The organism is Paenibacillus tritici (assembly GCF_013204885.1).
Taxonomy (GTDB): domain Bacteria; phylum Bacillota; class Bacilli; order Paenibacillales; family Paenibacillaceae; genus Paenibacillus_AQ; species Paenibacillus_AQ tritici.
The window spans coordinates 284,533-299,596 of the sequence record NZ_JABMKX010000012.1 but is presented as its reverse complement, the minus strand read 5'-3'; the positions used below and the strand labels follow the sequence as shown (position 1 = coordinate 299,596).

Here is a 15,064-nt window from a genome sequence, read left to right as displayed (position 1 = left end):
CATTCTTTACTGCCGCAAGGGCAGGAAGTAAAGATTTGGGTTTACCAATACTAACAAGCTCTTGCTGATTTTTATACCGGAGGAAATTGTAACTCTATAATACTACCTTTATATTGCATTCGTTGCCCAAAAGTGGGACACTAATTTTAGGTACAAATTAACGCGGCAAAGAATGCCCCGCTCCCTTCCATTCAGAAGGAGGCGGGGTTTTGTGTGTTCTGAGATTAATTTCAATGCTAAGCGGGGGGACTGAAATGGGCTTTGCTGGAGAGCATGATCAATGGTTAAGCAATCATCTCAAACGAAGAAAGGGGGAGCGGCTAGATGCGCTTAAGCGGGGACATGGCTACGGGAACCGCTTATTCGTCGAAAGTGTATGGTGGCCGCTTGCCGGACATTTTCACGGACTGCATCCGGAATACGAAGTAAAGGACTGGCGTGGCAGATCCTATTTTGTCGATTTACTATGGAAGGTTGGATCTTCGCGCATTGCGTTTGAGATTATGGATTTTGGGTCGCATGGCACGGATCGGAGCAAATACCGGATGGACCTGAATCGGGGTCTCTTCCTGCAATCACAAGATTGCGTGGTGCTCTACATCTCTCTAGACGAGATGAAAGATAATCCATCATTCATCCTTTCCGCACTGCGGAACCTTTTGTTTCCTTATTTGTTGGCAGGAACTACAAATCAGAGTACAGAGAAAGCTTATTCCAGAATTGAACGAGAGTTAATGCGATTAGCCATCCGTTACAATCGTGTTCTTCGTCCGGGGAATGCTGCGAGAGAGCTTGAACTGCAAACCGCGACAGTCATTAAGTACAGCCGCATGTTGGTGGATAAAGGTAAATTTCGCCCTGTAGCTCGAGGAGTATCTCAAAGGATTATTTACTATGAGTATGTAGGTACGCTGCAAAGTCCAGATTTGGTTTAAGGTCTGATTCCACCCGCAAATGTATGCCGAAAACAACATACAATGTGCAACTGCGGGGGTGAGCGGGGCAAATGTGTGTGGAAAACAACATACAATGTGTAGCTACGGGGGTGAGCGTGGCAAATGTATGTGGAAAACAACATACAATGTGCAGGTGCGGGGGTGAGTGGGGTAAATGTATGCCAAAAACAACATACAATGTGCAGCTGCAAGGGTTAACGGAGCAGCAACAGGGGCTTAAGTGAGAACAAAAAGCCTTAAGTCCATAGCACAAAGTGCTTCATGTGACTTAAGGCTCTTTGCTTTTTAGGGATAGTTACTTAACTGCAAAACTGCTTAACCCTCGCCCCGCATCCTAATTCCGCGGAGGCAGCGGTCCCAGGTACTGATAGTATTGGCATTCAATCCGGCCGTTGTAGAGCTTGCGGCGCTTGTCCGCCTTGCGTCCGTAGTATTGCTCGAATTCCTTATACGGGCTGATGGCGAAGAAGGACCAGGTTGGCAGATAGAGCATCATCTCGCCGAACTGGCGGGTCAGCTTCTCCACTTCCTTGTCATTACTGATCCGCTCGCCATAAGGCGGGTTGGTGATGATGCAGCCATATTCGCCTTCCGGCCGGGCCTTCGCAGCGGCGATATGCTTGAAGGTAATCTCACCGGAGAGGCCTGCGCTCTTCGCTGCCGCTTCGGCGATCTCAATCGCGGCCGGGTCAATATCGGTTCCGGTCAGCTGCAGCGGGTAATCGTCGCGCACAGCGTCGAAGGCTTCCTCGCGGGCTTCTTCCCACAGCCGCCGGGGAATCTCCGGCCAGTGCTCGGACGGGAAGGAGCGGCGCAGACCCGGCGCGATATTCCAGGCGATCATTGCGGCTTCGATCAGAATGGTGCCTGATCCGCAGCAAGGGTCGTACAGCGGGCGATGGCCGTTCCAGCGGCTGAGCTGGATCAGAGCCGCAGCCATGGTCTCCTTCAGCGGCGCTTCAGTGGCCTGGCGGCGGTAGCCGCGTTTGTGCAGCGCCGGTCCGGTGGTGTCCAGGGTGATCAGCGCAATGTCATTCAGCAGAATGACTTCAACCACATACCGCGGGCCGTTCTCAGGGAACCATTCCGTGCGGTACGACAGCTTCAGCTTCTCGACGATCGCCTTCTTGACGATCCCCTGGCAGGCAGGAACACTCGTCAGTTGAGATTTGTGGGAACGGCCTTCGACCGGAAATTCGCCGTTCTCGGGAATCCAGTCCTCCCAGTTAATCGCTTTGACGCCTTCGAACAGCTCATCGAAGGTTCTGGCCGGGAACTGGCCCATCTTGACCAGTACACGGTCAGAGGTGCGCAGCCACAGATTGCAGCGGCAGATGTCGATGTAATCCCCGCTGAACAAGACCCGTCCGTTCTCGACCGTGGTCTCATAACCCAGTTCGTTTAATTCGCGTGCTACTACAGCCTCCAGCCCCATGGGGGCGGTGGCGATCAATTGTAATTTGCCCAAATGCTCTCAACTCCGTTTAACTTGTGGATAAATACGCAAAGCCAGTACAATAGAGAAGCATGTTCTTGAGCCCCGGCTATTGAACGTTCAGTATCAAGTATAGGGGAATGAAGGGTTCTACACAATGCCCGTCCGCAGGGGCACACAATGAATGAAGAGGAGAATACATATGCAGAATCAGGAAACGTACAGTGAACAGCTATATACAGAGGATGAATTATTGTTAAAAGTCAAAGCGGCCATCGCCGCCAATGAGATGCCGGAGGTGTCGATTGCCCCGGGCTACGGCAGATTGCTGACGATGCTGGTTACCCTGTCCCGTTCTACGAGCATCTTGGAGATTGGAGCGCTAGGCGGTTACAGCGGGATCTGTCTGTGCCGTGGACTCACGCAGGGCGGTACACTGACCTCCCTGGAGCTTAAGGCTGAATATGCCAAGCTTGCACAGGGCCATCTGGAGCAGGCGGGCTTCGGGGACGCGGCAGAATACAGAATCGGCCCTGCGCTGGATAGCCTGAAGCTGCTCGAAGCGCAGGGCCGAAAGTATGATTTCTTCTTCATCGACGCCGACAAGGAGAACTATCCGAATTATCTGGAGTATGCGATCCGGCTGGCTTCGCCAGGTGCGGTCATTGCCGGGGACAACATCTTCCTGCGCGGGCGTACGCTCAATGCCGAGAAGAATGGACCGGCGGTTCAGGCGATGCGGCGCTTCAATGAGATGATTGCCACCGATCCCCGTCTGACCAGCACCCTGCTGCCCGCTTATGACGGACTGGCCCTGGCGATGGTTAAGTAGCTAGTCCTCTCCAACCATGGGCTTGCCTTGTCTTACGCTAACGGAACAACCGGGGTTCAGTCTTCTTGTACAGCTTAAGCCGTACCCACACCGTATTGATCAGCAGGAACGCGCCAGAGATAATGAACAGCCCTTCAATTCCGATATAACCGGACAAAAATCCGCCGATCACCGCGCCAAGCATATTGCCGAGCGCGAGTGTACTGCTGTTGAAGCCGAACGCCCGGCTCTCCTTGCCGTCAGGCGTATAGGAGCGGATCAGGGCGTTGACGCTCGGCAGCAGACCGCCCATGAAGACGCCCATCAGGAAGCGGACGAGAATCAGCTGCCAGACGCTGGTCACGAACGCCTGCGGAATCAGGAACAGAGCAGCGCCGATCAGCGCAAAGGTCAGTATCCGGTGCGCCCCCACCTTGTCGCTGAGCTTGCCAAGCAGCGGCGATGCGACCATGTTCGAGATACCGGTGACGGCACTGACCATGCCCGCCCAGAAAGCGATATTCACAGCGGAGCCGTGCAGCTTCTCAACATAGAGCGGCAGCAGCGTCATCGGGCTGATCATGGCGAATTGCAGCAGGAAGGTCACGCCGAACAGTGCGGGAAGCTGAGGCACCTTCGCCAGCTCCTTGAAGCCTTGAAGCACGGATACCTGAGGGACCTGCGCGGCTTCCACCCGGTCGAATTTCTCTTTGACCAGGAATAAGGCCAGCAGTGACGCAACGAATAGCAGCGCACCGACCACATAAAAGATCGGACGGAACCCGATCCAGTCCGCCAGCAAGCCGCCCATCAGCGGCCCGAGAATCGTTCCGGCCACTGCGCCGGACTGCATCAGGCCCATCGCGAAGCCCATCCGTGGTTTCGGTGTTGTTCCCGAGACAAGCGCGATAGACGCCGGGTTGAAGCCGGAGATGGTTCCGTTCAGCAGCCGGAGCAGCAGCAGCTGCATCGGGGACTGGGCGAAGCCCATCAGCACAATAACAATCGCCATGCCGAAGCTGGAGCGCAGGAGCATGATTTTGCGGCCGTATTTGTCGGCCAGCTTGCCCCAGAGCGGCTGGAAGATGAACGAGGTCAAGAAGTTTGCGGCAAAAATAAGTCCGGCCCACATCCCTATAGCGCGATCGCCGGTTACCCCCAGATCCTTGGCGAGATAAAGAGACAGAAAAGGGGTAATCATAGTCATACCCGCATTCACCAGAAACTGGCCGAACCAAAGCACCATGAGGTTGACTTTCCAGGTCTCCCAATTCTTCAAAGTGCTTTTCACTTCCTTTCATGGAATTCAATGAACATTGTTCACGAAAAATTGACATTATATCAGTATATCATAGTTTTTCAGTCGTATAATGCAACACTTGTCATAGTAATGTCATGGGATTGTCATTCCCTTAAGGGGGAATCGGTTGTTTGCCGTTTACAAAAGGGGCATAATAATGATATGTGTTTTCACAAAGCAATCTATCAAATCTAATGGAGATCTTATCATGACCTACAACGACACTTTTATCCGCGCCTGCAGACAGCAGGGCACGGAGTACACTCCCGTATGGTACATGCGGCAGGCTGGCCGGTATGATCCCGACTACCGAACCATCAAAGAGAAATATTCGCTGCTCGAGATCTGCAGACAGCCCGAGCTTGCGGCTGAAGTGACCTTGATGCCTGTGCGCAAGCTGGGTGTGGACGCAGCTATTCTGTATTCCGACATCATGAATCCGGTGGCTTCTCTCGGTGTCAATTTCGACATTGTGAAGAACATTGGGCCGGTCATTGAGAATCCGATCCGCTCCGCAAGGGATGTCGAGCGGCTGAAGCCGATTGATGTGGAAGGCGATCTGGGCCATATTCTGGAGACGATTGCCATTCTGGACAAGGAGCTGGACGTACCGCTGATCACTTTTGCAGGGGCTCCGTTCACCATTGCCAGTTATCTGATTGAAGGCCGTCCGTCCAAGACGTATCACCGCACCAAGGAGATGATGTTCAGTCAGCCTAAGGTGTGGGAGAAGCTGATGGAGAAGCTGGGCGATATGGTTATTGCCTATCTGCGTGCTCATGTCCGCAGCGGCGGGAAGGCCTTCCAGCTGTTCGACAGCTGGGTCGGGGCCCTGGCCCCGCGTGATTTTGAAGCGTATGTGCTGCCGACGATCACCCGGATTTTTGCCAGCTTGTCCGATCTGGATGTTCCCAAGATTTATTTCCCGGGTGTCAGCTCCGGGGAGCTGCTTCCGAGCCTGACCAGGCTGCAGGCCGATGTGATCGGACTGGACTGGCGGGTAAGCCTGACCGAAGGGCGGCGCAGACTCGGCGGAGGGTTTGCCGTTCAAGGCAACCTGGACCCTTACCTGCTGACCGCGCCGATGGATGTATTGAAGACCCGGGCCAAAGAGCTGATTGATGAAGGCATCACGCAGCCGGGGTATATTTTTAACCTGGGGCATGGATTATTTCCTGAAGCCTCTTTGGACACGCTAAAGGAATTGACGGATTACGTGCATGAATATTCGGCAGCGGCAATGAAGCAGGCGGCACCGCCGCTGGCCTGACTTGGGACATTATTCGTAAAAGGGGATGGGAACCGTGACCACAAAAATGGGTGTACTCGTGATGTCGTACGGCACGCCTGAGAGTCTTGAGGACGTAGAGGCCTATTATACGCATATCCGGCGGGGGAATGCCCCTTCTGCCGAACAGCTCAAAGAGCTGACGGACCGCTATAAGGCGATTGTGGGAGGCGTATTTCCGCTTAGAGAGAACACAGACCGTCAGGTGGAAGCCTTGCAGGCCAAGCTGAACAGCGGGCAGATTCAGTATGTCTGCTACCAGGGTCTTAAGCACGCCCGGCCTTTTATCGAGGATGGCGTGGAGGCGATGGTCCGGGACGGGATTACACAGGCGATCGGCATCGTGCTTGCCCCTCATTATTCTGTGATGAGTGTGGGCACATATATCAAGCGGGCCAAGGAAAAGGCTGAAGCCTGCGGAATTAACATGGAGTTCGTTGAGAGCTACCATATGCATCCCGAGCTGATTGATGTGCTCAGCCGGAGGGTGACTGCGAAGCTGGATGAATTTGAAGAAACCGGCGCAGTGCGGGAAGACGTGCGTGTGCTGTTCAGCGCGCATAGTCTTCCTGAACGCATTCTGGCTATGGGCGATCCGTACCGTGACCAGCTGCTGGAGACCTCTCAGGCGATTGCCTCACAGGCAGGTGTAGACTCCTGGCAGTTCACCTGGCAGAGCGCGGGCCGGACGGCAGAGCCGTGGCTGGGCCCGGATATTCTGGATACGTTGCGTGAGCTTGCTGACAGCCAGGTGAAATATGTATTGTCCGCGCCTATCGGGTTCGTATCCGACCACCTGGAGGTGCTGTACGATCTGGATATTGAGGCACAGGCCCTTGCCTCCGAGCTCGATATGCGGCTGCTGCGGATTGATTCGCTCAATAGTGATCCGGTTTACATGTCCGTGCTTAGCGATGTAGTGCGTACCAAGGCCAACCAGCTGAAGGTGAACATGTCATGACCGCTTCACCCCGCAAGGTAGTCATCATCGGCGGAGGCCTCAGCGGCCTCAGTGCCGCGTACTACATCCGCAAGTTTTACCGTGAAGCCGGAATACAGCCGGAGCTTACTTTGGTCGAGAAGGACAAGGTCCTTGGCGGCAAAATTGAGACGCTGCACCGTGACGGCTTCGTAATTGAGAAGGGCCCGGATTCCTTCCTGGCCCGCAAGACGGCGATGGTCGATCTGGCCAGGGAGCTGGAGCTGGATCATGAGCTGGTGAGCACCAATCCGAACGCCAAAAAGACCTACATACTGCAGCGGGGCAAACTTCATCCGATGCCTGCCGGTCTTGTGCTTGGCATTCCTACAGAGCTGAAGCCCTTCCTGAAGAGCGGACTCGTCTCCTTCAGCGGTAAAATGCGGGCGATGATGGATTTCGTAATTCCGCCCCGCCGCAGTCTGGAGGATGAATCGCTTGGCGACCTGATCGAACGCCGTCTCGGGACAGAGGTGCTGGAGAATATGACGGAGCCGCTGCTCGCAGGGATTTATGCCGGTGACATGCGGAAGATCAGCCTTCAGGCGACTTTTCCGCAGTTCGGCGAGGTGGAGCGGCAGTACGGCAGTCTGATCCGGGGGATGACGACCGGCAAGAAGCCGGTGGAGACCCACACCGGAACCAAGAAAAGCGCTTTTCTCACCTTCCGTCAAGGACTACAGAGTCTGGTACACGCTCTTATTCATGATCTGCATGAGGTCCGCCAGCTCACAGGGACAGGCGCGAAGTCTATTCGGGTCCTGGGGGAGGACGCATCTTCTGATGCTTCACGCTATGAGGTAGAGCTGGACAGCGGCGAACTGCTGCAAGCGGATGATGTCTATATCACTGTGCAGAACTTCGCAGCCGCAGAGCTGCTGCGTCCCCATGTGGATGTATCGGCACTGGATGCAGTGAACTATGTGTCTGTAGCTAATGTGGTTATGGCCTTTACCAAGAAGGATATCGTCACCGAATATGACGGATCGGGCTTCCTTGTCCCCCGCAAGGAGGGACGGAACATCACAGCCTGTACCTGGACTTCTACCAAATGGCTGCATACCAGCCCTGAGGATAAAGTGCTGCTGCGCTGTTACGTAGGACGTTCGGGGGACGAACAGAATGTAGAGCTGCCGGATGAAGCGCTGGCGGAGCTGGTGCGCAAAGACCTGAAGGAAATTATGGGAATCACCGCTGCACCGCTGTTCACAGAGATTACCCGGCTCAGATCGTCCATGCCGCAATATCCGGTGGGTCATCCCGGCCGGATTGCCGGCCTGCGCAGGGAGCTGGCACAGAAGCTGCCGGGCGTCCATGCGTTCGGTGCAGGCTATGACGGCATCGGGATGCCGGACTGCATCAAGCAGGCGAAGCTAACGGCTGAGACTGCGGCGGCGGGCTTGCAGAAGCGGCCGGAACCGGCGGAAGCGATGGTATAAAAAAGAGCGGTGGAGCGGAGCAGTAGCGCTTCACCTTTTTTTAAATATAAGAATTTATATGTTTCACATAATAACTTATCCTTATATTTCTCGCGGAAACGAATACCGTCCTTATAAAAGGACGGCAAAGCCGTTTCCGCTTGTGAAAATACCTTCCTAGTACCAAGGGCTGCCTTGGAGCGTCAGCTAATAGATATGCTATAATAGAAACACTTTAAGGGTAAAGGAGATTACTTGTACTCATGTATCCGCCCAGATCAGGCAGTAGACAAGGCAAGAAACGCACAAGCAGGCGCCGGCGCAGAAGAGTATGGGCATGGATTAACGTGATGCTGCTTCTGATGATTACCGGTGTTCTGGCTTATTCGTTCATGGATGATAATAACCAGGATAGCTCCCCACCTCCGCCGGTGTCTCCTGTTACTTCATCTTCACCGGAAGCGGCGGCAACGGAGGCTCTTCCTACCGGGGAAGCGCCCGGGACAGAGGCAGTGGCTACAGCCACAGCAACGGCCACTCCGGAGCCTGCTCCCGAGAGAACGCAGGAGGCTACTCCTGTGCCGGCAGAGACAGCGGAAGCCGCCGCTACCCCTGCTCCAACGGAACAGGCGGTTGCCACGGATGCACCGCAAGCAACACCAGCAGGAGCTGCTAGCGGGCTGGTCTCAGGCCTGCCGGAGAACACATCAGGCGGGACGGTGAAGCTGAGCTTTGCCGGAGATATCATTTTCAGCGGTAAGGCGGGTGAGCTGCTGCAGAAGAAAGGCTACGATTATTCCTACAGCGCGCTGGATGGAATGTTCAAGAAGGATGATCTCACAGTTGTTAATCTGGAGACTCCGATTACTACACGCGGGGTAGGGGCCAAGAACAAGCAGTTTGTATTCAAGGGGCCGCCAAAAGCGCTGGATGCGCTCCAATCTGCCGGTGTAGATGCAGTCAATCTCGCTAATAACCATACGCTGGATCAGGGGGAAGAAGGACTGCTGGATACCTTGAAGCACCTGAGCGAGCGGGGAATTCCCCATGTGGGGGCGGGAAAAAACAGTAAAGAGGCCTATTCGGCGCAGTTTTTTGAGCGGAAGGGAATCAAAATCGCCTTGCTTGGCTTCACCCGGGTGATGCCGGTGATAGAATGGAAGGCCGAAGCAGGTAAGCCGGGTCTGGCCTCTGTGTATGATAGTGCGGAAGCGCTCAGAGCCATTGCCGCAGCCAAGCAGCAGGCTGATGTTGTCGTCGTTGTCGTCCATTGGGGGCGGGAGCGGATGGAGCAGTATGACAAGACCCAGCAGGCGATGGGCCATAGCTTCATTGATGCCGGAGCGGATCTTGTAATGGGCGGGCATCCGCATGTACTGCAGGGCATTGAGCCTTACAAAGGCAAATGGATCGCCTACAGCACCGGTAACTTTATCTTTACACGCGGTTCCGTCCCGGCTACTTGGGAGACGGCGGTATTTCAGGCGGAATGCAGCAAGCAAGGACAGTGTTCGCTTAAGCTGAAGCCGATGGATGCTGAGCTGGCACAGCCGGTACCGATGAATGAGGCGGACGGGCAGCTGCTGCTGCACAGAGTGGAGTCTATCTCTTCCGGTCTGATCCAGATCCGCAATGACGGTACCGTTACTCAAGCCGTGAAATAGCTCTGAAATAGCTGTACAATAGCTGAATTACCAGAACACCTGAACAGGTATTACTTCTGCTGGAGGTGCGAATGATGATGAACAACCTGTGTGTAGCCCACCGCGGATTTTCCGGTAAAGCGCCGGAGAATACGCTGGCAGCCGTCCGGATGGCGATTGCGCTGCCTTATGTACGCTGGATGGAGATTGACGTACAGCTGACGAAGGACGGGGTGCCTGTGGTCATCCATGATTATTCTCTGGACCGCACGACGAACGGACACGGCAAGGTGAAGAATATGGATTTTGAGCCTATGCGGCGCCTGGATGCGGGGAGCTGGAAAGGGCGGGCTTTTCGCGGAGAGCGGGTTCCTTCGCTGGAGGAAGTGCTCGCGCTGGCGTCAGGCAGATTACGGCTTAATATTGAACTGAAGACCACCGGGGATCTGTATCCGGGCCTTGAGAAGGCGGTCATTGATCTGGTGAATGCCAGGGGAATGCGCGAGGATGTAGTGCTGACCTCCTTCGATGCCGGTGCACTGCAGCGGATTAAGGAGCTGGACCCCAGGTTCCGAACGGGACTGATCTACGACTCCAGATCTGGTGATCCCGCGGGCAAGCTGAATGAGCTGGGCTGCTCTTTTCTATCCATCAGCTTCGACCGGCTTAGTCCGGTGCTGGCGAAATCCCTGGTGGAGCGGGGCGTGAAGGTTATGGCCTGGACCGTGAACAAGGGCAAGGAGATGCGCCGCCTGTCCGCGATGCATTCTGAGATTATGATCTGTACGAACCGTCCGGATATCTGGGGCGATATCTTTCTGAAGGCGTAAGCTGCACGGCTGTTGGCTATCATTATATAGAGAAAGCGAGCTGAAGGATCAATGAGTGGAACGGTCAATAATGTATACTGTGTGGGACGTAATTATCAATTACATGCGGAGGAGCTGGGCAACCAGGTGCCGGCCGAGCCGCTGATCTTCCTGAAGCCCTCACACGCTGCTGTGGCGCTGGATAAATCCATTATTCATCTTCCCCAGAATGCAGGATTGATCCATTATGAAGGTGAGCTGGTGCTGCGTATTGCGCGTGACTATGTGCCGGGAATGAGTGTGGACGAGCTGGTGGATGTTATGGCCCTGGGGCTGGATTTCACGCTCCGTGATGTGCATAATGATCTGCAGCGCAAAGGCCTGCCCTGGACGCCCGCCAAGGGCTTCAAGAATGCAGCCCCGCTGACGCCTTATATTGCATTGCCGGAGCAGGAAGAACTGGAGTCCACAGACTTCACCGTCCGCAAGAACGGAATTGAAGTCCAGCGGGGGAACGTGAAGAACATGATTTTTCCGCTGCAAAAAATCGTTGAATTCATTGCCTCCCGCTATGGGCTGGGCAAGGATGATATCATCTTCACCGGAACGCCGGCAGGCGTAGGTCCTGTGGTACCGGGCGATTCGTTCGAGCTGTTCTGGGGCGATACTCTCATGGGCACCTGCCTGATCGGTTAAGGCGATGCTCACAGGACTTGAAGTGCTGCAATGGATTATCGGGGCCGGCGGTGCGCTGCTGGTCGCCGGTGCAGCTTACTGGAAGCAGTCGCTGAGCTTCTCGGGGATGCTGGCGGCAGTCATGATGGGCACGATCTACTTCGGCGCGGGCAATCTGTTCTGGTTCGGCATCCTGCTGGTGTTCTTCATCTCCTCGACCCTGCTGTCGAGGCTTCATCATGAGAATAAGGCAGAGCTTGAGGCTACGTATGACAAGACGGGACGCCGGGACGCCGGCCAGGTCTTCGCCAATGGCGGCCTTGGTATGCTGCTGGTTCTGCTGAACGCAATTTACCCGCTGGAAATCTGGGGCTTCCTGTTCATCGGGGTCATGGCTACCGTGACCTCGGATACCTGGGCGACAGAGATCGGCACATTGGCCCGGAAGCCTCCCCGGTCGGTCCTGACCGGGAAGGTGCTGCAGGCGGGCGCCTCCGGGGGCGTGTCCCTGCCGGGTACGCTGGCGGCGGCAGCAGGCGGGGCATTGATCGGCGCCGCCTCCTGGCTGCTGCGGGCAGCCTCAGGCATGATGCCGCACTCTTTGCTGCTGCTGGTTCTGGCCGGACTGCTGGGCGGGCTGGCCGGAGCTTTTGCCGACTCGATCCTGGGAGCCACGGTGCAGCGGATGAACCGCTGCGCGGTCTGCGGCCGCGAGGTGGAAGCCTCGCAGCATTGCGGGACGCCTACTGTGTATGCCCGGGGCTGGCGCTGGATGGACAATGATACGGTGAATGCGGTGAGTTCAATATTCGGCGGTGCTGTGGCGCTGCTGGTCAGTTACATAGGATGAGGACGGGCTACGTTACGTTATCCGGTAAGATCGTTGATTATTACAATTGGGGGGGAGGTGAACCGTTGAGCAGTGCATCTGTAGACAAACATGCAGCGATTCTGGATGCCGCTTATGAGCTTTTCGGTTCAGGCGGCTTCTACGAGACGAAGATGTCGGAAGTAGCGGAGCGTGCGGGAATTGCCAAGGGCACGGTCTATTTATATTTTACAAGCAAGGAAGAGCTGTTCATGGCGGTCACCCGCCGCGATTGTGAAGAATTCCTCGAGCAGCTTGAGGGCAAGCTGCGTATCTGCTCTACACTGACAGATAAGCTCTCGGTCATTGCCGAGCACCACTTGTTCTATTATTATGAACGCAAGCAGCATACGAAGCTGTTCTTCCGCGCGCCCAACAATAACCCTGAGCTGGTGGCCTATATGGCCCAGTTCATGGAAGCCTACATGCAGGCTGTGGTGAAGGTGCTGCTGGAAGGCGGGGCAACCGAGCCGGAGCTGATGGCACAGTCGTATATCGGGATACTCGACCGCCTGAAGATGGATATCCTGTTCAACCCGGAGTTTGCGGAAGCAGATGCGGATAAGCGGGCGAGGTTTGCGGCCAGACTCTTCATTAACGGGGCACTGGGCAGCCTGAATCCGGCGTCTGGTGATCTTCCGTCTGAACCCTAAGAAATACAGCCAATTCTGGTTTTAAAATATAAGGCAAGCGAGGACAACAGATGAATATTATGACGGTGGAACATCTCTCCAAAAGCTACGGGGAGAAAATCTTATTCCGTGATGCCTCCTTTGGCATGGATGACAGGGATAAGATTGGCGTGATTGGCGTCAATGGAACAGGTAAATCGACCTTTCTGAAGATTATCGCCGGACTGGACACAGCGGACGCGGGGCAGATTGCGATTGGCAATGATGTGCGGGTGCAGTTTCTGGCCCAGAATCCGCCGTATGAGTCTGGGAATACAGTGCTGCAGCAGGTATTTGCCGGGGATGAACCGGAGCTTGCGACGATGCGGGAGTATATGGAGATCCTGTCTCTTCTGGAGCAGAATCCGGGGGATTCGGGACTGGAGGGCAGGCTGGTCACAATCAGCCAGGCTATTGATGCCGCCGGTACCTGGCAGCTGGAGAGTGAGGCCAAGACCGTCCTGACGAAGCTGGGCATTACCCAGTTCGATGCCCGGATGGAGAATCTCTCGGGTGGACAACGCAAGCGTGTCGCGCTGGCCGCAGCGCTGATTACGCCCTCGGAGCTGCTGATTCTGGACGAGCCTACCAACCATATTGATACGGATTCCGTAGCCTGGCTGGAGCAGTATTTGCAGAAGCGGCGCGGCGCGCTGCTGATGGTTACGCATGACCGTTATTTCCTGGAGCGGGTAGCAAGCGTGATGCTGGAGCTGGACGGGGGCAGCCTGTACCGCTATGAAGCGAACTATTCCCGCTTCCTGGAGCTGAAGGCGGACCGTGAAGAACGCGAAGCCTCAGCGGAGCAGAAGCGCAAGAATCTGCTGCGCACGGAGCTGGCGTGGATCAGACGCGGAGCCAAAGCCCGCTCTACGAAGCAGAAGGCGCGGATCGACCGCTTCGAGAAGCTCAAAGACAGCACAGGAGGGGCTTCGGCGGCTTCGATGGATATCTCTGTGGCCTCTACAAGACTAGGCCGCAAAATCATCGAAATTCAGGATCTTACGAAATCGCTGGACGGCCGGACCTTAATCAAGGATCTGACCTATATTGCTGTACCGCAGGACCGCGTAGGGATTGTCGGCAAGAACGGCAGCGGGAAGTCTACCCTGCTTAACCTGATTGCCGGTAAAATTACGCCGGATAGCGGAGAGGTTCAGCTGGGGACTACCGTCAAGCTGGGCTATTTCACCCAGGAGCATCAGGACATGGATCTGAGCCTGCGGGCTATTGAGTATGTGAAGGAAGAGGCGGAGATTATCAAGACCGCAGACGGCAGTGTGATTACCGCCGGGCAAATGCTGGAACGGTTCCTGTTCCCTCCTGCGATGCAGTGGACCCCGATCTCGAAGCTGTCCGGCGGCGAGAAAAGACGGCTCTACCTGCTCCGTGTACTCATGGGGGCGCCGAATGTGCTGCTGCTGGATGAGCCGACGAATGACCTGGATATCGGAACCCTGGCGGTGCTGGAGGACTATCTGGATGAATTCCCCGGTGTAGTCTTCACCGTATCCCATGACCGGTACTTCCTGGACCGTACAGTGGATAAGCTGATTGCGTTCGAGGACGGGGCTATCCGCCTGCATGTCGGGGATTATAGCGAATATGAAGAGTGGCTGGCGAAGAACGTGCCGTCCGGCAGCGGAAGCTCCGCCAAGTCGGAAGCTACCTCCGGACGCGCTTCGGGTGTGGCTGCTGAGCAGGAAGTGAATACACCGGCTGCCGCAGCTTCCCGCGAGAAGCTGAAGTTCACCTTCAAGGAGCAGAAGGAATACGAGGGCATAGACGAGGCAATCGAACAGGCTGAACAGCGTCTCGTGGAGATTGCGTCACAGATGGAGGCAGCCTTTGCAGACTCAGGCAGGCTGCAGGAGCTGGTGGAGAAGCAGCGGCAGGCTGAAGCAGAGCTGGAGCGCCTGATGGAGCGCTGGACCTATCTGAACGAGCTGGCGGAGAAGATCGCCGGGAAAGCGTGAGCATTCCCCGGATTATCGGCCTTCCCGGGCAGAGATCTGGTAACTTGATAGCCAATCCTGCCCGGAATACAACATTGGCCCCATCCTACCGGCCCAGAGCCGGGGAATGTTGTATAAATGGCAGGATTTCACCTTTTACAAGCGTCTGAGGAGGATTAGATAGGTTGCACACAATACTTATCCTTCTATTTCTCGCTGAAACGGGACCGTCCTTTAAAAGGACGGCAAAGCCGTA

Annotated in this window: 13 protein-coding genes; 11 read left to right on the top strand and 2 right to left on the bottom strand. The window is 55.5% G+C overall.

Features of this window, described 5'->3' with window-relative positions; translation table 11 throughout:
• Positions 1-254: 254 nt before the first annotated feature.
• Positions 255-935 (top strand): hypothetical protein, encoded by a 681-nt coding sequence (locus tag HQN87_RS22495; protein WP_173137826.1) that lies wholly within the window; start codon positions 255-257, stop codon positions 933-935.
• A gap of 355 nt (positions 936-1,290) precedes the next feature.
• Here HQN87_RS22495 and HQN87_RS22490 read toward each other — a convergent pair whose 3' ends face one another.
• Positions 1,291-2,424 carry a THUMP domain-containing class I SAM-dependent RNA methyltransferase gene (locus tag HQN87_RS22490; RefSeq protein WP_173137824.1) on the bottom strand — a complete coding sequence of 378 codons (1,134 nt, stop codon included), beginning with the start codon at positions 2,422-2,424 and terminating at the stop codon, positions 1,291-1,293.
• A 169-nt stretch (positions 2,425-2,593) separates the two neighbouring features.
• Between HQN87_RS22490 and HQN87_RS22485 the strand changes: the two genes are divergently transcribed.
• Positions 2,594-3,223, top strand: a complete 630-nt coding sequence (locus HQN87_RS22485) for an O-methyltransferase (protein WP_436836484.1) — start codon at positions 2,594-2,596, stop codon at positions 3,221-3,223.
• Positions 3,224-3,260: 37 nt separating this feature from the next.
• On the opposite strand, the gene HQN87_RS22480 is transcribed toward HQN87_RS22485, so the two are convergent.
• Complete coding sequence (locus HQN87_RS22480; protein ID WP_173137907.1) at positions 3,261-4,481, bottom strand: MFS transporter; 1,221 nt, start codon at positions 4,479-4,481, stop codon at positions 3,261-3,263.
• Between the two features lie 229 nt (positions 4,482-4,710).
• Here HQN87_RS22480 and hemE point away from each other — a divergent pair, with 229 nt between their 5' ends.
• The 9 genes from hemE (at position 4,711) to HQN87_RS22435 (ending at position 14,829) form a co-directional block, all read left to right on the top strand.
• Positions 4,711-5,772 (top strand): uroporphyrinogen decarboxylase, encoded by a 1,062-nt coding sequence (gene hemE, locus HQN87_RS22475; RefSeq protein ID WP_173137821.1) that lies wholly within the window; start codon positions 4,711-4,713, stop codon positions 5,770-5,772.
• A 34-nt stretch (positions 5,773-5,806) separates the two neighbouring features.
• Entirely contained in the window at positions 5,807-6,751 is a 945-nt protein-coding gene (gene hemH / locus HQN87_RS22470; RefSeq protein ID WP_173137819.1) for a ferrochelatase, read from the top strand.
• On the top strand, positions 6,748-8,208 hold the full coding sequence (gene hemG, locus HQN87_RS22465) for a protoporphyrinogen oxidase (protein WP_173137817.1): 1,461 nt from the start codon (positions 6,748-6,750) through the stop codon (positions 8,206-8,208). Before hemH ends, hemG begins: the two co-directional genes overlap by 4 nt.
• A 242-nt stretch (positions 8,209-8,450) precedes the next feature.
• Positions 8,451-9,851: a CapA family protein gene (locus HQN87_RS22460; protein WP_173137815.1), complete on the top strand. Its 1,401-nt coding sequence runs from the start codon at positions 8,451-8,453 to the stop codon at positions 9,849-9,851.
• Positions 9,852-9,928: 77 nt separating this feature from the next.
• Positions 9,929-10,660 carry a glycerophosphodiester phosphodiesterase gene (locus tag HQN87_RS22455; protein WP_173137905.1) on the top strand — a complete coding sequence of 244 codons (732 nt, stop codon included), beginning with the start codon at positions 9,929-9,931 and terminating at the stop codon, positions 10,658-10,660.
• A 51-nt stretch (positions 10,661-10,711) separates the two neighbouring features.
• A complete protein-coding gene (locus HQN87_RS22450; RefSeq protein ID WP_173137813.1) occupies positions 10,712-11,335 on the top strand; it encodes a fumarylacetoacetate hydrolase family protein in 624 nt (207 codons plus the stop codon).
• Between the two features lie 25 nt (positions 11,336-11,360).
• The gene (locus tag HQN87_RS22445) at positions 11,361-12,164 is read left to right on the top strand and encodes a DUF92 domain-containing protein (protein WP_173137903.1); all 804 of its coding nucleotides are present in this window, start codon (positions 11,361-11,363) and stop codon (positions 12,162-12,164) included.
• A gap of 65 nt (positions 12,165-12,229) precedes the next feature.
• Positions 12,230-12,835 carry a TetR/AcrR family transcriptional regulator gene (locus HQN87_RS22440; RefSeq protein WP_254075611.1) on the top strand — a complete coding sequence of 202 codons (606 nt, stop codon included), beginning with the start codon at positions 12,230-12,232 and terminating at the stop codon, positions 12,833-12,835.
• 50 nt (positions 12,836-12,885) lie between these two features.
• On the top strand, positions 12,886-14,829 hold the full coding sequence (locus tag HQN87_RS22435; protein WP_173137809.1) for an ABC-F family ATP-binding cassette domain-containing protein: 1,944 nt from the start codon (positions 12,886-12,888) through the stop codon (positions 14,827-14,829).
• The last annotated feature ends 235 nt before the right edge of the window (positions 14,830-15,064 follow it).